This is a genomic window from Ruegeria sp. B11 (genome assembly GCF_056539785.1).
The window spans coordinates 515,480-536,645 of sequence record NZ_JBQFVO010000001.1 but is presented as its reverse complement, the minus strand read 5'-3'; the positions used below and the strand labels follow the sequence as shown (position 1 = coordinate 536,645).

The 21,166-nt window shown below is 55.9% G+C and carries 21 protein-coding genes and 1 tRNA gene; 13 read left to right on the top strand and 9 right to left on the bottom strand.

Annotation, left to right across the window (positions count from 1 at the left end; genetic code table 11):
• Positions 1 to 35: 35 nt before the first annotated feature.
• From sufC to ACR0I1_RS02715, 6 genes are all read left to right on the top strand, one after another.
• Positions 36 to 791, top strand: a complete 756-nt coding sequence (gene sufC / locus ACR0I1_RS02740; protein ID WP_170393035.1) for a Fe-S cluster assembly ATPase SufC — start codon at positions 36 to 38, stop codon at positions 789 to 791.
• A complete protein-coding gene (gene sufD / locus ACR0I1_RS02735; protein WP_170393036.1) occupies positions 791 to 2,071 on the top strand; it encodes a Fe-S cluster assembly protein SufD in 1,281 nt (426 codons plus the stop codon). The genes sufC and sufD overlap by 1 nt, the downstream gene beginning before the upstream one ends.
• Complete coding sequence (locus ACR0I1_RS02730; RefSeq protein ID WP_170393037.1) at positions 2,071 to 2,556, top strand: YIP1 family protein; 486 nt, start codon at positions 2,071 to 2,073, stop codon at positions 2,554 to 2,556. The genes sufD and ACR0I1_RS02730 overlap by 1 nt, the downstream gene beginning before the upstream one ends.
• A complete protein-coding gene (locus tag ACR0I1_RS02725; protein ID WP_170510265.1) occupies positions 2,553 to 3,119 on the top strand; it encodes a Yip1 family protein in 567 nt (188 codons plus the stop codon). The genes ACR0I1_RS02730 and ACR0I1_RS02725 overlap by 4 nt, the downstream gene beginning before the upstream one ends.
• Before the next feature lie 13 nt (positions 3,120 to 3,132).
• Entirely contained in the window at positions 3,133 to 4,353 is a 1,221-nt protein-coding gene (locus ACR0I1_RS02720; RefSeq protein WP_480704866.1) for a cysteine desulfurase, read from the top strand.
• A gap of 56 nt (positions 4,354 to 4,409) precedes the next feature.
• Positions 4,410 to 4,486 (top strand) — tRNA-Arg (locus tag ACR0I1_RS02715).
• A gap of 129 nt (positions 4,487 to 4,615) precedes the next feature.
• On the opposite strand, the gene mepK is transcribed toward ACR0I1_RS02715, so the two are convergent.
• Entirely contained in the window at positions 4,616 to 5,185 is a 570-nt protein-coding gene (gene mepK / locus ACR0I1_RS02710) for a peptidoglycan L,D-endopeptidase MepK (protein WP_170393040.1), read from the bottom strand.
• A gap of 345 nt (positions 5,186 to 5,530) precedes the next feature.
• On the opposite strand from mepK, the gene ACR0I1_RS02705 reads away from it, so the two are divergent.
• From ACR0I1_RS02705 to ACR0I1_RS02690, 4 genes are read left to right on the top strand one after another with little or no spacing between them, the layout of a single operon-like run.
• Positions 5,531 to 7,132 carry a L,D-transpeptidase family protein gene (locus tag ACR0I1_RS02705; protein ID WP_480704864.1) on the top strand — a complete coding sequence of 534 codons (1,602 nt, stop codon included), beginning with the start codon at positions 5,531 to 5,533 and terminating at the stop codon, positions 7,130 to 7,132.
• A gap of 34 nt (positions 7,133 to 7,166) precedes the next feature.
• Positions 7,167 to 8,258 carry a UDP-3-O-(3-hydroxymyristoyl)glucosamine N-acyltransferase gene (lpxD, locus tag ACR0I1_RS02700; RefSeq protein ID WP_170595584.1) on the top strand — a complete coding sequence of 364 codons (1,092 nt, stop codon included), beginning with the start codon at positions 7,167 to 7,169 and terminating at the stop codon, positions 8,256 to 8,258.
• A gap of 32 nt (positions 8,259 to 8,290) precedes the next feature.
• Positions 8,291 to 8,548, top strand: a complete 258-nt coding sequence (locus tag ACR0I1_RS02695; RefSeq protein WP_170393043.1) for an acyl carrier protein — start codon at positions 8,291 to 8,293, stop codon at positions 8,546 to 8,548.
• 8 nt (positions 8,549 to 8,556) lie between these two features.
• On the top strand, positions 8,557 to 9,765 hold the full coding sequence (locus tag ACR0I1_RS02690) for a beta-ketoacyl-[acyl-carrier-protein] synthase family protein (protein WP_170562695.1): 1,209 nt from the start codon (positions 8,557 to 8,559) through the stop codon (positions 9,763 to 9,765).
• 52 nt (positions 9,766 to 9,817) lie between these two features.
• On the opposite strand, the gene ACR0I1_RS02685 is transcribed toward ACR0I1_RS02690, so the two are convergent.
• Entirely contained in the window at positions 9,818 to 10,417 is a 600-nt protein-coding gene (locus ACR0I1_RS02685; RefSeq protein WP_480704861.1) for an invasion associated locus B family protein, read from the bottom strand.
• 441 nt (positions 10,418 to 10,858) lie between these two features.
• Here ACR0I1_RS02685 and ACR0I1_RS02680 point away from each other — a divergent pair, with 441 nt between their 5' ends.
• Positions 10,859 to 12,406: a helicase HerA-like domain-containing protein gene (locus ACR0I1_RS02680; RefSeq protein ID WP_170636120.1), complete on the top strand. Its 1,548-nt coding sequence runs from the start codon at positions 10,859 to 10,861 to the stop codon at positions 12,404 to 12,406.
• Between the two features lie 45 nt (positions 12,407 to 12,451).
• Here the strand turns inward: ACR0I1_RS02680 and ACR0I1_RS02675 are convergent, their stop codons facing one another.
• The 6 genes from ACR0I1_RS02675 to ACR0I1_RS02650 all read right to left on the bottom strand — a co-directional run bounded on the left by ACR0I1_RS02675 (position 12,452) and on the right by ACR0I1_RS02650 (position 18,220).
• Positions 12,452 to 12,664, bottom strand: a complete 213-nt coding sequence (locus ACR0I1_RS02675) for a hypothetical protein (RefSeq protein ID WP_480438555.1) — start codon at positions 12,662 to 12,664, stop codon at positions 12,452 to 12,454.
• 227 nt (positions 12,665 to 12,891) lie between these two features.
• Positions 12,892 to 14,205, bottom strand: a complete 1,314-nt coding sequence (locus tag ACR0I1_RS02670) for a branched-chain amino acid ABC transporter permease (RefSeq protein ID WP_170421678.1) — start codon at positions 14,203 to 14,205, stop codon at positions 12,892 to 12,894.
• Positions 14,202 to 15,212, bottom strand: a complete 1,011-nt coding sequence (locus tag ACR0I1_RS02665) for a branched-chain amino acid ABC transporter permease (RefSeq protein WP_480704858.1) — start codon at positions 15,210 to 15,212, stop codon at positions 14,202 to 14,204. The genes ACR0I1_RS02670 and ACR0I1_RS02665 overlap by 4 nt, the downstream gene beginning before the upstream one ends.
• Before the next feature lie 85 nt (positions 15,213 to 15,297).
• Positions 15,298 to 16,128: an ABC transporter ATP-binding protein gene (locus ACR0I1_RS02660; RefSeq protein WP_480704856.1), complete on the bottom strand. Its 831-nt coding sequence runs from the start codon at positions 16,126 to 16,128 to the stop codon at positions 15,298 to 15,300.
• Positions 16,125 to 16,913 (bottom strand): ABC transporter ATP-binding protein, encoded by a 789-nt coding sequence (locus tag ACR0I1_RS02655; RefSeq protein ID WP_480704854.1) that lies wholly within the window; start codon positions 16,911 to 16,913, stop codon positions 16,125 to 16,127. The genes ACR0I1_RS02660 and ACR0I1_RS02655 overlap by 4 nt, the downstream gene beginning before the upstream one ends.
• A 125-nt stretch (positions 16,914 to 17,038) precedes the next feature.
• On the bottom strand, positions 17,039 to 18,220 hold the full coding sequence (locus ACR0I1_RS02650) for an ABC transporter substrate-binding protein (protein ID WP_170510292.1): 1,182 nt from the start codon (positions 18,218 to 18,220) through the stop codon (positions 17,039 to 17,041).
• Positions 18,221 to 18,390: 170 nt separating this feature from the next.
• On the opposite strand from ACR0I1_RS02650, the gene ACR0I1_RS02645 reads away from it, so the two are divergent.
• Together ACR0I1_RS02645 and ACR0I1_RS02640 are read left to right on the top strand one after the other, a co-directional pair.
• The gene (locus tag ACR0I1_RS02645) at positions 18,391 to 19,485 is read left to right on the top strand and encodes a PQQ-dependent sugar dehydrogenase (protein ID WP_480704852.1); all 1,095 of its coding nucleotides are present in this window, start codon (positions 18,391 to 18,393) and stop codon (positions 19,483 to 19,485) included.
• Positions 19,486 to 19,573: 88 nt separating this feature from the next.
• On the top strand, positions 19,574 to 20,101 hold the full coding sequence (locus tag ACR0I1_RS02640) for a GNAT family N-acetyltransferase (RefSeq protein ID WP_480704850.1): 528 nt from the start codon (positions 19,574 to 19,576) through the stop codon (positions 20,099 to 20,101).
• A 20-nt stretch (positions 20,102 to 20,121) separates the two neighbouring features.
• Here ACR0I1_RS02640 and ACR0I1_RS02635 read toward each other — a convergent pair whose 3' ends face one another.
• Complete coding sequence (locus tag ACR0I1_RS02635; RefSeq protein WP_170393055.1) at positions 20,122 to 21,126, bottom strand: GlxA family transcriptional regulator; 1,005 nt, start codon at positions 21,124 to 21,126, stop codon at positions 20,122 to 20,124.
• Between the last annotated feature and the right edge of the window lie 40 nt (positions 21,127 to 21,166).

The following is a 21,166-nucleotide window of genomic DNA, read 5'->3' as shown; positions in this document are numbered from 1 at the left end:
CAATGCGCCCCTTGCGAGATGCTAAAGGACAGAAAATGCTGGAAATCAATAACCTGCACGTCAAACTTGAGGAAGAAGACAAGCAAATTCTGAAAGGGGTCGACCTGACGGTCGAGCCTGGCAAGGTGCATGCGATCATGGGGCCCAATGGCTCGGGCAAATCAACGCTCAGCTACGTGTTGTCTGGTCGTGATGGCTATGAGGTGACCGAGGGCGGCGCGACGCTTGATGGCGAGGATCTGCTTGAAATGGAACCGGAAGAACGTGCAGCCGCAGGTGTGTTTCTGGCGTTCCAGTACCCGGTCGAGATTCCCGGTGTGGGCAACATGACCTTCCTGCGCACCGCCGTGAATGCGCAGCGCAAAGCACGTGGCGAGGAAGAGCTATCGGCGACGGATTTTTTGAAAGAGGTTCGTGCCAAGGCCAAGGCGCTGAAAATCGACGCTGAAATGTTGAAACGTCCGGTCAATGTTGGCTTTTCGGGTGGTGAGAAAAAGCGCAACGAAATCCTGCAAATGGCGATGCTTGAGCCGAAGATGTGCATCCTGGATGAGACAGACTCGGGCCTTGACGTGGACGCGATGAAGCTGGTGGCCGAGGGAGTGAACGCCCTGCGCGATGAAGGGCGGGGTTTCCTTGTTATCACGCACTATCAGCGGCTTCTCGATCACATCAAACCTGACGTGGTTCACATCATGGCGGATGGTCGTATCGTGAAATCCGGTGGCCCCGAACTCGCGCTGGAAGTGGAAAACAACGGCTATGCCGACATCCTGGCCGAGGTGAACTGATGGCATTACCCCAAGCGAAACAAACGGCGACCGAGGAACGGCTGGCAGCGCTGACCATGCCGGATGCGGGATGCACACGCAAAGCGCGCGAAGCCGCAATTGCACGTGTACGCGCGATGGGTTTGCCCAGTCGTCGAGATGAATACTGGAAATATACCCGTCCAGACACTCTGGTCTCTGCGGAAGCTCCCAGTGCTGCTTTGTTCAAAACGGATGAACCGGCTCTGTTCCACGCGCTCGACCGACTGAAGATCGTTTTCATTGATGGCGTATTCAGCCCGGAAGAGTCTGATGATCTGTCTCTGGAGGGTGTAACGATCGATCGGCTGGAAGATATCTGTTGCAAAGATATCCATTGGGCCAAAGAGTTATACGGCGTTCTTGAAGCAAAAGGCCAAGATCCAGTGGCGCGTCCCTTGGCGGCGCTGAACACGGCCTATGCGTCAGATGGAGTTGCCATTCATGTATCCGGCAAGCCGAGCAAACCGATTAACCTGATTTATCGCCATGAATCTGAAACGTCGGATGCGATCCTGCATCACGTCGTTCGGGTTGAAAGCGGTGCCGAAGTCACGATCCTTGAAAACGGACCCGCAGCTTCGCGCTTCAACAAATGTATGGAGATCGATATCGCCGACAATGGCACATTGCATCATATCCGTGCGCAGGGCAGGGATCATCAACGCCGTGCGGCGACTCATATGTTCTCGCGGCTTGGCAAAGAATCCGTCTATAAATCCTTCACGCTGACCGTGAACGGAGTTTTAACGCGAAACGAGCAAGTCGTCGAACTGACGGGTGATGATGCGGTCGCGCACGTGGCGGGTGCGTGTGTTGGAGACGGTGATTTTCTCCATGATGACACGGTCTTTGTCACCCATGATGCGGTGAATTGCGAGAGCCGCCAAGTGTTCAAGAAGGTGCTTCGCAACGGTGCGACGGGTGTTTTTCAGGGCAAGATCTTGGTGAAGGAAGGTGCTCAGAAAACCGACGGTTACCAGATCAGCCAGTCGCTGCTTCTGGACGATGACAGTCAGTTCCTCGCAAAGCCCGAGCTCGAGATTTACGCCGATGACGTTGCGTGTTCGCATGGTTCGACCTCGGGCGCCATTGATGAAACGGCTTTGTTCTACCTGCGCTCGCGTGGAGTACCAACTGCGGAAGCAACCGACATGTTGACACTGGCCTTCTTGGCTGAAGCCGTCGATGAAATCGAGGACGAGGATCTGGCAGCTGATATCGTGTCCCGATTGCAAGATTGGCTGGCACGCCGACGCTGATGCCTGTCACAACCGATATCGTGGCCACGTATCGCGGACCGGGGCGTGTGGTGCGTCGGCTGCTTGATATGGGGCCGCGCGAAGATCGCGCATTGGCGTTTGTGATGGCGTTCTGTGTAATAGGCTTTATCGCACAATTGCCCGGCCTTGCACGGAGAGCTCATCTGGAAGGAATAGAGCTGAACATGCTGATGGGCGGGGCCCTGTTGGGCTCGGTCTTTATTCTGCCATTGTGCTTTTATCTTCTTGCTTGGCTCACCCATTTCATCGCGCGAATGATGGGGGGCGTTGGCACCAGCTATGGTGCGCGGCTAGCCTTGTTCTGGGCGCTTCTCGCGTCAGCGCCTTTGGTGTTGCTGAATGGGCTGGTGTCCGGTTTCATCGGCCCCGGGTCAGCGCAAACACTTGTGGGGCTGTTATGGGTTGCGGTTTTTCTCTGGTTCTGGTTGTCGGGCCTCAAGCAATCGCAAAAGGCTGCTAAATGAATTCCACCGCACTGCTCAACCTGGTCGTTCTGACCCTGTCCAATCCAGCCGAAGCCGCAAGACGATTGCTCGCGTTGCGGCTGGGTACGGATGTACTGTGGCTCGCCTTCTCTCTCGCGGTGATCCTGAACGCTCTGGTCCAGTCTGCGTCCAGCTTCGTCCTGCCGCTTATCAGTCCGGATGTTCAGCAACTGGCTGAGCCACTATCGAGGACGCTTTTTGTTTCCGTCGCGGCAATCATGATCAGCGTCGTGACGTTCCTATTAGTGGGCCGCGTCCTGGGTGGAACGGGAACGTTCAATGACTTCATGACGCTGATTGTCTGGTTGCAAATCCTGCAAATTGCGGGGCAAGCAATCATTCTAGCGCTGGTTGCAGCGCTGCCGTTTCTATTCTTACCGGCCAGTCTGGCGATGCTGGGTCTTAGCCTTTACATCACCTTGCATTTTCTCAACGAGGCGCATCGATTTCAGTCGTTGGGAAAATCGTTTGTGGTGATCCTGATCTCTGGTCTTGTGGCCGTCCCGTTTGTTCTTTGGCTGATCCCCGCCGGGTCTGTATAGGGAAGTCCTGTCTATGTATGACGTACAAAAAATCCGCGCAGATTTTCCGATCCTGTCACGTCAGGTCAACGGAAAGCCGCTGACTTATCTAGACAACGGGGCCTCCGCGCAGAAACCCCAGGTAGTGATCGACGCGATCACGCAGGCCTATGCGCACGAATATTCGAACGTGCATCGAGGGCTTCACTATCTGTCAAATCTCGCGACCGAGAAATATGAGGCCGTCCGTGGCACGGTTGCGCGGTTTCTGGGCGTATCAAACGAGAATGAGATTGTCCTGAATTCGGGTACGACCGAGGGAATCAATTTGGTCGCCTACGGTTGGGCAATGCCACGCCTGCAGGCGGGGGACGAGATTGTCCTCAGCGTGATGGAACATCACGCCAACATCGTGCCGTGGCACTTCCTGCGCGAACGGCAGGGCGTGGTGCTGAAATGGATCGACATCGATGCGACCGGCCATCTTGACCCTCAGGCGGTAATCGACGCCATTGGCCCCAAGACAAAGCTGGTTGCGGTGACCCAGTGCTCGAACGTGCTGGGCTCTGTGGTTGATGTCAAAGCAATCACGCAAGCCGCCCACGTCAAAGGCGTTCCGGTTCTGGTGGATGGCAGCCAGGGCGCGGTTCATATGCCCGTCAATGTCGATGACATCGGATGTGACTTCTATGCCATCACGGGTCATAAACTGTACGGCCCATCCGGTTCTGGCGCAATTTTTATCAAATCGGACCGCATGGCTGAAATGCGCCCCTTTATAGGTGGCGGTGACATGATCAAAGAGGTTTCAAAGGATCAGGTGATCTACAACGATCCACCAATGAAGTTCGAGGCCGGAACCCCCGGCATCGTGCAGACCATCGGGTTGGGTGTGGCGCTTGACTATATGATGGACCTTGGCATGGAGAGCATTGCATCGCATGAGGCCGGCTTGCGCGACTATGCGATGCAACGGTTGAATGGATTGAACTGGCTGCAGGTTCAAGGCACCACAGCGAACAAAGCCGCGATATTCAGCTTTACTCTGGATGGGGCAGGGCATGCCCATGATGTTTCTACCATTCTGGACAAAAAGGGTGTCGCAGTGCGCGCAGGGCACCATTGCGCCGGGCCGCTGATGGACCTTTTGGGGGTCACTGCTACCTGTCGTGCCAGCTTTGGGCTTTATAACACGACGGATGAGGTCGACACCCTGATCGATGCGTTGGAGCTTGCCCACGATCTGTTTGCCTGACGTACTGCGGATTTGCAGTTGCACCCGGATTGGAACGAGGGTAGCTAACGGCCAAGGCACCTGTAGCTCAGCTGGATAGAGCGCTGCCCTCCGAAGGCAGAGGCCAGAGGTTCGAATCCTCTCAGGTGCGCCATTTCACCCTTGCTAGTCGTCATATTACGCAGAACTGACGGTGCACGAACCTGTTCTTTCCAGGCAAAACAAAACCCCCGCCAGAACTATCTGATGGGGGTTGTGCAAAAGCGAAAGATGAAATGCTCGATTAGCCGCGCCACGAGCGGATGACACCGCAATCCATGTGAACGAAATTCGAACGATAATACTGTCCAACGCCACCGGCACGGCAGGCCATCGCTGCTTTGCCCATTTGCGAGACAGAGCGTGATGACAGTCGCAGATCAGCAGCCTGACCCTTCATATGAAGCGAATTCTTGGCAACACCCCGCGAGCGGCGGCGCAGCATTGCGTTGGTTTGCGGCGAGCGGTAACCGGACAACAGCATGTAGGGTTCGCTGACATCCAGAAGATTGTGGGTGGCCGCCATGATGTCGATGGTCCTCAGGTCCACTGACTTGACTTGATCGCTGCGCCAGTCGCGCATGAAGTGATTGACCTCTTTCACCGCGTCTTTGATGTATTTGCCATCAACCCAATAGACCATATCGATACGTTCACCGGTACGGCCGGAATACATGCGGATACGGCGAATATCACCTCCGCCGCGAAGGAAACCTGCTGCGTTGGAATATGTGGGGGCTGCAACAACTGCTGTTGCGGCGAATGCGCCCAATAGGGCACGCCGGGTCAGGCCCGAGGTACTGCTCTTGGTCATTTTTTGTTTCGTCCCGTACTGTTCCTGCCTGCACACGATGTTACGCGCGCCGTATTAATTTTTTCCCATCCCAGATGCGGGATTTATGGCACAGTAGGATTCAACAGCCAAGAAATCTTTGGTCGCAGTCAAATCAAGGGGGAAATTTCGGCAGTTTTTTGCGCAACTGATGCAAGTATGCTTGCTTTTGGCGCAGTTCGCGCGTCGGCGATGCAAACGCGCACCAGGGGTCAAAGAAGCGGTCTGGTGATGAATTTGTGAATAGACATCAGGCGCTCAGCAAAACATTATTTTCAGACGCCGCTTATAGGGCGTGACAAGTCATTGAAGAAACAGGGCCATCCTATGTCATTTGTTACCCGTGCTCGTTCAAGTGTTTTTATCGCCGCTTTCCTTGTGGCTTCGGCCTCAGTCGCGCAGGCGGGGACGGATGGCACAGCGTTTCAATTGGCCGTTGCGGAAAGTGTGTCCAACAGCCCGGCTATTGCTGAGTTTTATCGCACAAACGGGTTTGATCCGGTTTGGGTTGGCGATACGCCCGAACATTCTGCACGACGCAAAGCCCTGATCGAAGCGCTTTCGACGACCGATCTGCATGGATTGCCTGGGGCACGTTACGACGTCCAGACTTTGAAGACAAAGATGCAGGACGCGCGCAACACCCGTGATCTGGGCGTGCTCGAGGCCGAGCTGACTCGGGTTTTTGTCAAATATGCCAGAGACTTGCATTCCGGTTCTGTAACGCCTTCGCAGATTGATCCCGGCCTAGTGCGGGCGGTGGAACGACACAGCGCCGCAGAGCATCTTGAACTGCTCGTTTCCAGCCAGGGTGATACCTATTTCAGGGATATGATGCCTCAATCGCGCCAGTATCTTGCGCTGTTGAAACAGAAGAAGGCGCTGGAAGCGTTGATGACACAAGGTGGCTGGGGCGAGACCGTTCCTGTCTCCAAGCTTGAGCTTGGGGACACAGGGAACAGTGTCATCAGGCTGCGCAATCGACTTGTCGCGATGGGTTATCTGAAGCCTACTGCCAGCCCAAACTATGATGATGCGCTGTTTGCGGCGGTGCAATCCTTTCAGGCTGCTCATGGTCTTGAGGCGGATGGCGTAGCTGGCAAAGGCACTATTTCCGAGATCAATCGCCCAGTTTCAGACCGCTTGAAAGCTGTTTACGTTGCGCTTGAACGGGAGCGCTGGTTACCCAAAGACCGTGGTGAGCGGCATATTCTGGTGAATCTGGCCGATTTTTCTGCCAAGATCGTCGATGACGGGCAGGTCACGTTTGAGACTCGTGCCGTGATCGGCAAAAACACACATGATCGCCGTAGCCCAGAGTTCTCGGATGAGATGGAGCATATGGTGATCAACCCAAGTTGGTATGTGCCACGCTCGATCATCACGAAGGAATATCTGCCGCAATTACGGGCCAATCCAAATGCTGTCGGCCATATCCAGATCACCGACCGCCGTGGCCGTCAGGTAAATCGTGGAGCGGTTGACTTTACCCAGTTCACTGCGCGTAATTTCCCGTTTTCCATGCGTCAGCCCCCGAGCAAAAGCAACGCACTTGGGCTGGTGAAGTTCATGTTCCCTAATAAGTACAACATCTATCTGCATGATACGCCTCAGAAATCTCTGTTCGCACGCGAGGTTCGGGCATTCTCTCATGGATGCATCCGTTTGGCGCAACCGTTCGAGTTTGCCTATAAGCTGCTGGCCAAGCAGGAAGAGGATCCTAAGGCGTTTTTCCACCGCGTTCTGAACACGGGCAAAGAAACGAAGGTTGAACTGGATAAAAAAATTCCGGTGCATCTGATTTATCGCACGGCCTATATTGGCCCCAAAGGCGAGGTGCAGTATCGCCGCGACGTGTATGACCGGGATCGCAAGATCTGGGAAGCGCTGCAAAAGGCAGGGGTGGTCCTGCCGGACGTTCAAGGGTAATCACGAGGCAAATCCCGCCACGAGGACGCCCGACATGCAGTTTACCGTTCAACAAATCGCCGATTCCCTGGGGGTCGTCGCAGAAGGCCAGACTGGTCTGACCATCTTGCGGGCAGCCGAGCCGGGAGATGCCGGGCCAACCGATCTGGCCATGGCGATGTCGCCAAAATATGCTGAAGCCTTGGAGACCGGTACAGCACGGGCCGCGGTTTTGTGGGATGGCGCGGACTGGAAAGCACTGGGGCTTGAGGCCGCCATTTTTGTGCAACGCCCCCGCATGGCGATGGCGGGGATCACCGCGATGCTGGATCGCGGGCAGGGGATTGCGCCGGGAATTCATCCATCGGCTGTCATTGATGAAACCGCCGAGATCGGGGTTGACGTATCGCTCGGCCCGCTTGCTGTTATCGGTGCGCGCGCGCGCGTCGGCGCGGGTTCGGTTATCGGCCCGCATTGCGTGATCGGTATGGATGCGTCGCTTGGTGAAAACGCGCTGCTGCGCGAAATGGTCAGCATCGGTGCGCGGGCTCAAATCGGTGATCGCTTTATCGCGCAGCCGGGTGCCCGTATCGGCGGGGACGGTTTCAGCTATGTCACACCAGAAGTCTCGGGTGCCGAAAATGCGCGGAAAACTCTGGGTGATCAGGGGGATGCAAAGGCGCAAAGCTGGTTGCGCATCCATTCGCTGGGTGCGGTCGAGATTGGCGACGACGTCGAAGTCGGCTCGAACTGCACTGTCGACAACGGGACCATACGCAATACTGTAATCGGAAGTGGATCGAAACTGGATAATCTTGTCCACGTGGGACACAACACCCGAGTCGGGCAGGATTGTTTGTTATGTGGGCAAACCGGCGTTTCTGGTTCGGTCGAGATTGGTAATAACGTAGTACTGGGTGGTCAGACTGGTGTTGTCGACAATATTTTCATCGGGGATGGCGTGATTGCCGGTGGCGGCACCAAGATTCTGTCAAATGTTCCTGCTGGTCGCGTGATCATGGGCTACCCGGGCATTAAAATGGAAAGCCATACCGAGATATATAAAGCCCAACGTCGTCTGCCCCGATTGTCGCGCGACGTCGAGGCGTTGAAAAAGGCTGTTTTCAAACAGCCTTCAAGTGATTAAATCATCCCCAAGGCGAAAATCAGGGGATCGAGATGAGCATCAGCGACCGCGTCATAGCAATCATTGCCGAACAGGCCGTGCTTGAGCCTTCGGATGTGACGCCCGACAGTACGCTCGAAGAATTGGGCATCGATAGCCTGGGTCTTGTTGAGAGTATCTTTGCCATCGAGGAAGAGTTCGATATCACGGTGCCCTTCAACGCAAACGAGCCCACATCCGGCGATTTCGACATTTCGAATGTGACAGCGATCATTGCGGGTATCGAAAAACTCGTGTCTGAAAAGGTCTGACCGCCGGTATGAAACGCGTCGTCATTACGGGTGCTGGCACCATTAACGCGTTGGGCCATTCCGTCCCCGACACTCTGGAAGCCATGCGTGAGGGCCGCTGCGGTATCTCCGAGCTTGAGTTTCGTGATGTGGATCGTCTGTCGATCAAGATCGGTGGTCAAGTCCGGGGTTTTGAGGCCGAGGGCCGTTTCAACCGCCAACAGATGACGCTGTATGATCGGTTCACGCAGTTCACGTTAACCGCCGCCAAAGAAGCGATCGATCAATCCGGTATCGTATTCTCGGGTGACACAGCCGCGCGGTCGGGGGTGGTGCTGGGAACGGCCGGTGGTGGCGTCTCCACCTGGGATGACAACTACCGCTCGGTTTACGAGGATGGCAAAAATCGCGTGCATCCTTTTGTCGTGCCCAAGCTGATGAACAACGCGGCGGCCAGCCACGTTTCGATGGAGCACAACCTCAAAGGCCCTAGCTTTACAGTATCAACAGCGTGTGCGTCTTCGAACCATGCGATGGCGCAGGCATTTCAGATGGTGCGCAGCGGGGCAGCGCCCGCAATGGTGACCGGTGGCTCGGAGTCGATGCTGTGCTTTGGGGGCGTCAAGGCATGGGAAGGGCTTCGCGTCATGTCAAAAGATGCCTGTCGGCCCTTTAGCGCAAACCGAAACGGGATGGTGCAAGGCGAAGGTGCGGGTGTTTTTGTGTTCGAAGAATACGAACACGCGCGCGCGCGCGGAGCAGATATCCTGTGCGAGGTCGTGGGCTTTGCCATGTCCTCGGACGCGGCCGACATAGTTATGCCCAGCAAACAAGGGGCAGCACGGGCCATGGCCGGGGCGTTATCGGATGCACGGCTGAATGCAAGCGATGTGGGTTACATAAATGCCCATGGGACCGGCACGGCTGCAAATGACAAAACCGAATGTGCAGCCGTTGCTGGTGTGTTTGGTCCACACGCCGACGATCTGATGATTTCGTCAACAAAGTCCATGCACGGACACCTGATCGGCGGTACCGGCGCAGTTGAGCTATTAGCCTGTATCATGGCCCTGCGCGACGGGGTGATCGCCCCGACCATTGGCTATGAAGAGCCCGACCCCGAATGCGCGCTGGATGTGGTGCCAAACGAGTCGCGTGAGGCGAAAGTTAATGTCGCCCTTAGCAATGCTTTCGCCTTTGGTGGGCTGAACGCCGTTCTTGCGTTGAAGCGTATATGAAGAAACCGCCGTGTTATCACGGCGGCTTTCTTATTCGATGTTTTTGCGGGGCTTAGTTTATGGAAACATTCAGCCCGTCAAAGCCTGCTGTGAAGCCAGACAAAGACATGTCCATATTCAGAACCTGATCTGGCAGGCGCGCAGGAACCAGCGACAGCACCGCCTTTTGGCCTGATTTCATCGCGTCGATATCACCCTGAGTCAAACCCAGTTGCGCCACGCAGCCAACCGGAATGCAGTGGTGATAATTGTAAAGCTTGCGCGGTGCCCCATCGATCGACATAGCCAATTGCGCCTGCAGCAGGGTTTCGAGCGGTACAACGACATTCGCCCAAGCAACAGCGGCACCGCCTTCGGGCAGTTTTCCGATCGAAACTTCGGCAATCGGATCACCCTGTTGGTTATTGAGGATCTGAACCATCGCGCAGGGATCGTCTTCGCCTTCGGTTTTGATGCAGGAAATATTCCATTCACCCGTTTGTTCTTTGACGTATTGCTCGCCAACACGGGGACCGGATTCACCCAGATCCAGATCGCTGCCAACTTCGGCTTCAGCACCGGCTTCAGGTTGCTGTGTGGTTTCCTGCGCAAATACTGTTCCGCACAACAGTGCTGCGGCCGCCACATTAAAAGGGACAAGTTTCCTGATCATGAATGCCTCATCTAACTGATCCAGTTTTTTGTTTCCTCTATCACCGCAATTCAGTGGTGTCAGGGTAAATCCGAATTCCAGACCGTGAATTGATCGTTTTTTGCCGAAATGCGTGGGAAACACCGCGATCTGCAACGAAAAAGGGAGCCGGTGGAGCGGCTCCCTTCCTGAATATTTTCTCCCCGTCGGACTGGCCGACTTAGTTATGCGCAGACGTTACGAAAGGGGAACCCGTTGGTCAACTCCTAACCCTAAAAAACTATTCTTGCGTCTTTCGGTTTTCGTAGAATTTAAAAAAAAGCCGTGCCCAAAGGCACGGCCAGTCGACAGGGAGGAAGTTTGCCACCGCAGCCAGGCCACGAGAAGCAACATTTACTCTCGCAGCGAAAGGTTAACTTTGTATGCTTGCAGCAGATCGGTAGAATTCGGGACAGATTTTCAATGGACAACAAGATCTTCGTAGGCGGTGGTGGCGACAGCTATTCAGTGGCACAGGGGCTGTCGCTGAAATATGCGAACCGCCATGGCCTGATTGCTGGTGCGACCGGTACGGGCAAAACGGTTACGCTGCAAATTCTGGCTGAAGGCTTCTCACAGGCAGGGGTTCCAGTGTTTCTGGCCGATGTGAAAGGGGACTTGTCGGGGCTGGCGCTGCCTGGAAGCGAAACCCACAAATTACACCAGGCTTTTTTGGATCGGGCCGCGAAGATCGGGTTCGGCACATTCTCTTACGCCGCGTGTCCAGTCACGTTCTGGGATCTGTTTGGCGAGCAGGGGCATCCGGTCCGGACCACAGTGACCGAGATGGGCCCACTGCTACTATCGCGACTGATGGAGCTGAGCGAGGCGCAGGAAGGCATTCTGAACATCGCCTTTCGGGTCGCAGACGAAGAAGGCATGCCGCTGCTCGACTTGAAAGACCTGCAGGCATTGCTGGTCTGGATAGGCGAGAATCGCGCCCAACTATCGCTGCGCTATGGCAATGTCTCGACATCTTCGATCGGTGCTATTCAACGCCGCTTGCTGGTTCTGGAAAACCAGGGCGGTACCAATCTGTTTGGCGAGCCTGCGTTGGACCTGGCCGACCTGATGCGGACAGATGCGAACGGGCAGGGGATGGTGAACATTCTGGCCTCTGACAAGCTGATGGGCTCTCCGCGCCTATACGCGACTTTCCTGTTGTGGCTGCTTAGCGAATTGTTTGAAGAACTGCCCGAAGTGGGGGACCCTGAAAAACCGAAGCTGGTGTTCTTCTTTGACGAAGCGCACTTGCTGTTCGAGGACGCCCCCAAGGTGCTGGTGGACAAGGTCGAGCAGGTGGCGCGCCTGATCCGATCAAAGGGCGTTGGCGTTTATTTCATCTCGCAGAATCCGGCAGACATCCCGGAAGATATTTTGGGTCAGCTGGGCAACCGGGTCCAACATGCGCTGCGGGCCTTCACAGCGCGCGACCGCAAGAATCTGCGACTTGCTGCTGAGACCTATCGTGAAAACCCAGCTTTCGATACTGAGACCGCAATCCGAGAGGTGGGCGTGGGCGAGGCCGTGACCTCGATGTTGCAAAAGAAAGGTGTTCCGGGCGTGGTCGAGCGCACTTTGATCCGGCCACCGGGCTCTCAACTTGGTCCGATTACCAAAGCTGAGCGTCAGTCGGTGATCAAAGCTTCGCCGATGGATGCAAAATACGGCAAGCGTATCGACCGCAAATCGGCGTTTGAGATTCTGCAGGCGCGCGCGGATGCCGCTGCGAATGCGGCGGAACAGGCGGAATCCGACGAAGTTCTGGAACAGCAGAGCCCGGCAGAACGCGAATACGCCTCGGCCCGAAGGTATTCGGGCAATCGCGTTGGGCGATCGTCTTCTCGTCTTTCGCGCAAAAAGGATACCTTCGCCACAGCCATGAGCGAGGCCGTGATCAAAGAGCTGAAAGGAACAACTGGCCGCCGCATCGTCAGGGGCATACTGGGCGGCTTGTTCCGCAATCGCTAGAATCCGGAGTGCGGCGCGCGCCGAACCAGTCGCGCGCCCATATTGTTATCGATTAAGCCGGCGCAGGCCTTCCTGTCTGCAATAATTATCCGCCTCGGGCACCGACATTTTGGTGGCCGGAAAATCGATTGCGCGGTCCCAGGTGACGCGGTCCTGGCGGTAAAGCTGACAGGTCACAACACCTTTGGGCGTCTGGACCTTGACCGGGGTGGTCTCCAATTGTTCGGGTGAGGGAATACACGCTGATAGCGTTGCCATCAGCGGGATCCCGATTGCGAAAACTCTGAGTGGTTTAATCATTGCGACTACGGTGCTCTCATCTTGGTTAACTGTCAGATCGTTACAACTCCGCACCAAACAAACATGGTATGGGGCACAGCGCGATGTGGTGGATCACGATACACCGATTTAGAGCGTTCTGACTCGCCGCACAATAAAACGCACCGATTAACGGTGCGTTAGGGGAATTTCGCAAGAAATTTTGCTTATTTCTCGGGGATCAACCCTCTTGGACTGAATCTGAGAACAATCAAAAGAATCAGTCCCATGGTGAACAGGCGCATATGTGCGGCGCTATCGATCAGATGCGTCTTAAGTGCGCTGCCGTCAGGCATGCCTGAGGTTATCAGGTTCATCAGCCACAGGCCCATGGGTTCAACCTGAACCCACAGGAACCAGATCAGGAACGCTCCCAGTACGGCTCCGAAATTGTTGCCCGACCCGCCGACGATCACCATGACCCAGACAAGGAAGGTAAAGCGGAGCGGGTTGTAAGTGCCCGGCGTCAGCTGCCCGTCCAAAGTGGTCATCATCGCACCGGCGATGCCGCAGATGGCCGAGCCCAGCACGAAGATCTGTAGATGGCGGCGGGTGACATCCTTGCCCATCGCCTCGGCGGCAACCTCGTTGTCGCGGATGGCGCGCATCATGCGGCCCCAAGGGCTTTTCAACGCCATCTGAGCCATCCACAGCAGCACCAGGAGCACGATCAGGAACAGCAAAGAGTAGCCTAGCTTGACGGAAAGCGTCGAGGCAGTAACCGGATCCAGCCCGAACCACTCGGCCCTTGCAAGGAAAGTTGGGTCTTGCTGCAATTCAACTTCGTAGCCAACTACCGGTGAGGGACGTGGAATGCCGTAGACGTTCTTGACACCACGTGCCAGCCAGTCCTCGTTTTTCATGACGGCGATGATGATCTCGGCGATACCAAGTGTGGCAATTGCCAAATAGTCCGAGCGCAGGCCCAGCGCCGTTTTTCCGATCAGCCATGCTGCGCCCGCCGCCAAAAGTCCCCCGGCAGGCCAAGCGAATAGGACAGGAAGGTTCAAACCGCCGATATTACCTGCGACAGCAGGATCAATCGCTTCGATCGCAGCTACGTTGGGATCAAAAATTGCGCGGTAAACAAAAAAACCTACGACCAGAATACCGATGATTGCAAAGGTTTGTGTGCGTCCCTTGGGCATTTTTTGGGCCACCATCACAGCTGCAACCACGGTTGCCGCGCCCATCAAAAGCGACAGGATGACGCCATATCCTCCACCAGACCAGGCGCCGGGGGTTGGGGGTGTCGAGACCAGCACAACCGCCAGCCCGCCCAGCGCGACAAAGCCCATGACACCAACGTTGAAGAGGCCAGCAAAGCCCCATTGCAGATTCACGCCAATCGACATGATGGCCGAGATCAAGCCCATGTTCAGGATCAGGATTGCGGCGTTCCAGCTTTGGGTGAATCCGGTCAACAGGATGAGTGCGCCGACGACCACAAAAAGCAGCGTGTTTTTGACGGGCTCGCTCATATCACTTTTCCTTTGAACAAGCCGGTTGGCTTAAACAGAAGTACGATCAGCAAAATGGCAAAGCTGACAGCGAATTTGTAATCGGTGGACAGGAACTGCACCAAACCTGACGGCTCCAGATTTTCAGGTGCCAGATAGGTGAGCACTTTCTTCCACGCGTAGGTGATCGTCACCTCAGAAAACGCGATGATGAAACCGCCCGCGATAGCGCCCAAAGGGTTTCCTAGGCCACCCACGATAGCCGAGGCAAAGATCGGCAGCAAAAGCTGGAAATAGACAAATGGCTTGAAGCTTTTGTCGAGGCCGTAAAGCACGCCCGCAGTGGTCGCCAGCGCGGCAACGATGATCCATGTGATCATCACCACGCGCTCGGGGTTGATACCGGACAGCAACGCAAGATCCTCATTGTCAGAATAGGCCCGCATCGATTTGCCAGTGCGCGTTTTGTTCAGGAACCAGAACAACAGCGCCACGGCGACAACCGCGACGATCACCGTGATGCCCTGGGAGGTCTTGATTGCCAGCCCTTCACGCAGCCCAGTCATCGCCTTGAAATCTCGCGCCGAGACGATGAAACGCGCTCCGTCTGAAAACCTCTGGTCATCCGGACCGATGATGAAACGAACCAGCCCGTTCATGATGAACATCACGCCCATCGAGACGATCACCAGAATGACAGGCTTGGCCTTCTGTTCCCGATAGAAGTGATAGACCAACCGGTCGGTGATCAGCACCAGAACGATACAGCCCAGAATGGCAAAGGGCAGGGCGAGCAGAGCCGTTGGCAACGGCCCGAAACTGACGCCTGCGGCTTGCAGGCCCCAAGTGACCAGCACCGCGATCATCGCGCCAAAGGCCATCGTATCGCCATGGGCAAAGTTCGAAAACCGCAGGATGCCGTAGATCAGCGTCACCCCCAAAGCGCCCAGCGCCAACTGACTGCCATAGGCGATTGCGGGAACAAGAACGAAGTTGGAGAGCGCCACAAGGGCGTTGAGGAAGTCCATTAGTTCGTTACCTCATTTTCCAAGTTCGTACGTCTTTTCGACCTGATTTCAGAGTGATCAAACACGAGAGTAGCTGTCACTGGCGTCATCCCCCCAAGAAACTCTTGCGAACTTCTGGATCGGCCAGCAGTTCCTTGCCCGTGCCGGTATAGGCATTGCGCCCCTGAACCAGCACATAACCCTTGTCGGCGATCCCGAGCGCCTGACGGGCGTTTTGCTCGACCATCAAGATCGGCAGCCCGGTTCGGGAAACCTCGATGATCCGGTCAAACAGCTCATCCATTACGATGGGTGAGACACCCGCGGTGGGTTCGTCCAGCATCAGCACCTTGGGCTGGGTCATCAGCGCGCGGCCCACGGCAACCTGTTGGCGTTGGCCGCCTGACAGCTCTCCGGCGGCCTGATTGCGTTTGTCGCGGAGAATGGGGAAGAGGTCATAGACCTGCTCCATCGTATCCGAGAAATCGTCACGACGGATGAAGGCGCCCATCTCAAGGTTCTCTTCCACCGTCATCGACGTAAAAATGTTCGAGGTCTGCGGGACAAAGCCCATGCCGCGTACCACGCGGTCTTGCGGGCTGAGATTGGTGATATCTTCGCCATCCAGCCGCACAGACCCTTGGCGTACGTCCAGCATGCCAAACACAGCCTTCATTGCGGTGGATTTGCCCGCGCCGTTGGGGCCGACGATCACCGCGATCTCGCCCTTATCAACGGCGATGGTGCAGTCATGCAGGATGTCCGGCCCTTTGCCATAGCCACCAGTCATGGTGTCGCCAATCAGGAAAGGACCGCCCTCGACCCGATGCGTTTCACCGCTTTTGCGATGTGCTGGAGTCATGGTGCCGACACCATGCGTATTGGTGATCGAAGCGTCCTTGTTGCCCTTGTCGTCCTGGTAGGGGTTGTCGCTCATGCGCCCGCCTCCAGCTTGTCTTTGTTCTTCAGGCCGGTGCCCAGATAAGCTTCGATCACTTGCTCATTGGCCTTGATCTCGTCCAGAGTACCTTCGGCAAGCACCTTGCCCTCGGCCATGCAAATGACCGGGTCGCAAATCTTGCCGATGAAATCCATGTCGTGCTCGATAACGACGAAGGTATAGCCGCGTTCCTTGTTCAGGCGCAGGATCGTGTCGGCGATGGTCATCAGGAGGGTGCGGTTCACACCAGCGCCGACCTCGTCCAAAAACACGATCTTGGCATCGACCATCATGGTTCGGCCAAGTTCCAGCAGCTTCTTCTGACCGCCCGAGACCTGACCGGCCTTGTGATCGGCCAGATGTTCGATTGTCAGGAATTCCAGCACCTCATCGGCTTTCGCCCTAAGTGCGCGTTCCTCATCCGCGATACGCTTACGCCCGAACCATGTGTTCCACAGCGATTCCCCGGATTGTGCGCCGGGCACCATCATCAGGTTTTCACGGCAGCTCATCGACGAAAACTCATGCGCGATCTGGAAGGTGCGCAGCAGGCCCTTATGAAACAGCTCGTGCGGGGGCAGGCCAGTGATATCCTCACCGTCCATGTGTACCTTACCGCTGGTCGGTGGAAGTACGCCCGCGATCACGTTGAATAGCGTGGTTTTTCCGGCCCCGTTCGGTCCGATCAGACCGGTGATCGAGCCCTTTTGGATTTCCAGCGATGCCCCGTCCACCGCATGAAACCCGCCGAAATGCTTGTGCACGTCATCGACGACGATCATCTTTTCCCCTAGCCGCCGTTTTCGGCGTTTTTACCATCCCCGTTAACCGGAGTGCGGCCTTTTTTCATTGAAACAGCCCGGACACAAGGGCCGGGCTGCTTGTTTTTATGACTTTTAACCTTGGATCAACGGAAGTTGACGGTCTTGTTTTCGCCGTCGGTCACCTCGATCTCGCGATAGGAACCTGCGCTTTCGCCAGGGCCGATCAGCTCAACGCCCGATGCGCCGACATAATCGATGTCCTGACCGGCAGCCAACAGCTCCAGACCTTTAGCCAGTTCTCCGGGGAAGATTTGCTCACCCGGAGCATTGGCGACATCCATGATTTTCGCGCCGTATTCAGCGGGGTTGGTCGAACCTGCGGCCTGCATCGCCAGCATGAACAGCGCGGCGGCGTCATAGCTTTCCGGCGAGTAGGGCGACGAACCGTCAAAGCCCGCAGCTTCAGCCATGGCAAAGTACTTCTCGGCACCTTCACCGCCCGAGCCAGCGATCTGACCGAACGAGCCGTTCAGGTCGGGACCAACGTTTGTCGGCAGCGAGTCACCGATCATGCCGCCGGGCAGACCGAATGTATCAAACGCGCCGCTGTCCAGCGCCGACTGGATGATGCCCAGACCACCCTGATCCAGATAGCCGGCAACGACCAGAATATCGCCACCGGCCGAGGCCAGCGCGCCAACTTCGGCCGAATAGTCGGCCTTGCCGTCTTCGTGCGCGGCAACGATGGTGACTTCGCCACCCGAAGCCTCGAACGAGGACTGGATCGCGTCCGCCAGACCCTTGCCGTAGTCGTTGTTGGTGTATGTCAGAGCAATCGAGCTGATGCCACGGTCATTCAGGATGTCTGCCATTACTTGACCTTCACGCGCATCCGACGGCGCGGTGCGGAAGAACAGGCCGTTGTCTTCCATGGTCGACAGACCCGGAGACGTGGCCGACGGCGAGATCATGACCATGCCGTTCGGGATCGCGACGTTCTGCAGGATCGCGCCAGTGACGCCCGAGCAGTCGCCGCCGATGATACCGGCGACGCCATCGGCGATCATACGTTCGCCGTTCGATGTGGCCAGACCATTGTCGATACAGCCGGTATCGGCGCGGGTTCCGGTCACGCTTGCGCCGTCCAGCAGTTTGCCGGATTCGGTGACCTCGGCCATCGCCATTTCTGCGCCCGAACCCATGGCCGGGGCCAGCGATTCAATCGGGCCTGTAAAGCCGAACAGCACGCCCAGCTTCACGTCCTCGGCCATAGCGGTACCCGCCAGCAGAGCGGTTGCTGCAGTAGCGGTAAGCAGCTTTTTCATTAGGTTACTCCCTATTTATCGTTTGAACGTCGTCGTTCTGGGCATGACCCTAGGCAAGCTGTCCGAAAAAGAAAAGTCCTAACAAAAAAGTGCTTTTGAAAGCAGCAATCCTATCTGTTTTGTTAGGCTAGGTCAGTTTGTTGCGGTGCACCACTAGGGATTGGGTCGATATGATCAGGACTTTTGCGATTCTCATTCTGTCGTGCTGGTCGATTGCAGGCTGGTCCGATGTCATCAACACAACCGGCGGGCCGGTTCAGGTTACTCAGGTGGTCAGAGGCCTTGATACACCTTGGGCGATTGGCATTCTTCCGGATGGCAGCTTTGTTGTCACTGAGCGAGATGGCGAGCTTTTGTACGTTGCCGGAGGTGAGGCGAAGCGCATCAAGGGTCTGCCAAAAGTGGTCGCGAACGGGCAGGGCGGTTTGCTAGATGTCACCATCGCGCGTGACTTTAATCAGACCCGCGAGCTTTTTCTGACTTTCTCCATATCGCAACGAGGCGGTGCAGGCACCGCTGTCGCTGTCGCTCGTTTATCGGAAAACGGAGAACGTCTAACCAATCTGCGCGTGATATTCGAGGCCTCTCCCGGTGGCTCAGGCGGGCGCCACTTTGGTTCTCGCGTCGTTGAAGCGAATGATGGCATGTTGTTCGTCACTATCGGTGACCGAGGTGATCGCCCGGCTGCGCAGGATCGAACGAACCACATGGGTACGGTCATTCGGATCAACCGTGATGGTTCAGTTCCCAGTGATAACCCGTTTGTGGGCAATCCCGGTGTCCGCCCCGAGATCTGGTCGTTTGGTCACAGAAACCCTCAGGGTGCCAATTTGGATCTGCAGGGTCGGCTTTGGATTTCGGAACACGGGGCAAAAGGCGGGGATGAGGTTAATCTGATCAGACCCGGTGCCAATTATGGCTGGCCAGTGATTTCGTATGGCGTTCATTATTCGGGTCAGAAGATCGGTGAAGGCACGTCGAAGCAAGGAATGGAACAGCCCGAGCTTTATTGGGATCCTTCCATCGCACCCTCTGGCTTGATGGTCTATTCCGGGAAACTTTGGCCGGAATGGAAGGGGAATCTATTCGTTGGCTCTTTGAAATTCGACTACATTGCACGTTTGGCGGGCGATCCACTGCGTGAGGTTGAGCAGATCGAAGGCCCCGAGACCGAACGTGTTCGCGACATCGCCGAAGCACCAGATGGGTCGATCTGGTTCATTTCCGTCGGGCAAGGCGCGGTTTACCGAATGACGCCCCTTTGACGGTATTAAACGGGGTTAGGGCGTTTGCTTCTATGCCATTCGGTCACGGTGTATCTGTTCCGGGCTTCAGGGTGATCAGGAGATTTGAATGAGTGATTTTGTAATCGAGCTTTGTGAAACAATGCCGCCAAAGCGCGAACTGAATACGATCCTGGCACAATATTACGCGCTTATCGTGCAACGAATGCAGGATATGGGCTTTGAGATTGATCTAGCGGCCCCCGAAAGCGCATTGGCGGAGTTTTGGGCGCATACAGAGGATTACCTACCCCCGAATGGATGTCTTGTGGTGGCGCGAAACGATGCCGGAAACATCATTGGATGTGGGATGCTGAAACGATTTGATCACCAAACCGGTGAACTTAAACGGGTTTTTGTGACCGAGGAGGCACGAGGGACCGGTGCCGGGCGTGCCTTGATCGAAGCCCGGGAACAGGCCGCGCGTGATATGGGTTTGAAACGCCTCATCGCCGATACGCTTACACCGAATGTCGAAATGCGCGACCTGTACCCCAAACTTGGTTTTGTTGAACTGGACTCACCAATCGAAACCACGACCTATCTGGATCAACCGATGTTACGGCCGCACCTGCACTACTTTGCGAAAGATTTGTAAGGTTTCCCTGCGGCTTTGGATTAAACAGACAACCGACCGCTCTGTGCACCGCGTTCGCGATAAGGCGTGGTGTTGTAATGCGCCCGGTAGCATTTGGAGAAATGCGACGGGCTGGCAAAGCCGCAAGCCAGCGCCACATTGATGACGCTCATATCGGTCTGCATCAGCAAGTTCCGCGCTTTATGCAGGCGCAGTTCCATGTAGTAGCGCTTGGGCGAGCGGCTAAGATAGCGGCGGAACAGACGTTCTAGCTGGCGCGTCGACATGCCTACGTCCTTGGCTAGAATAGAGGGCGAGATTGGCTCTTCTATGTTCTTTTCCATCATCAGGATAACCTGACTGAGCTTGGGGTGGCGTACGCCGATCCGTGTAGGTGTCGACAAACGTTGCGTGTCCTGATCCGTACGTATCGAAGAATAGATCATCTGATCAGCGACCGCGTTGGCCAGATCTTCTCCGTAATCTTCGGCAATCAGCTTGAGCATCAGGTCAATCGAGGATGTGCCGCCAGCAGTTGTCATTCGGTTGCCATCAACCAAAAACACCGACTTGGTCAGTTCTACTGTGTCGAATTCTTCGGCAAAACTGTCTGAGTTTTCCCAATGGATCGTTGCGCGCTTGCCTTCCAGCAAACCGGCTTTGGCCAGCGTATAGGCCGCGGTGCAAAGACCGCCGATTTTCAACCCTTTACGCGCTTCGCGGCGTACCCAGTTCAGGATGCGTTTGGTGGTTGCCGCTTGTACATCGACCCCCCCGCAGATCAGGACGACGTCGTCACGCTGCAATTCGGTCAGATCAGAATCAAGATTGAAAGAAGTACCGGCTGAACAAGTCACTGTCTCACCGCCTTCGCCCGTCAAGGTCCAGGTATAAAGCTCTCGGTTGGCCATTCGATTGGCGATCCGCAGACTGTCCAAAGCCGAAGCGAATGACAAAAGGGAAAACTTGTCCAAAAGCACAAATACAAAGTTATGCGGCTTGCCTGTGCTATGATCCACAGTGACAACTTGGCGTTGCTCTTGCATGGCGAACTGTCCTTGATTCGGCGCGCACCGGGATTTCCAC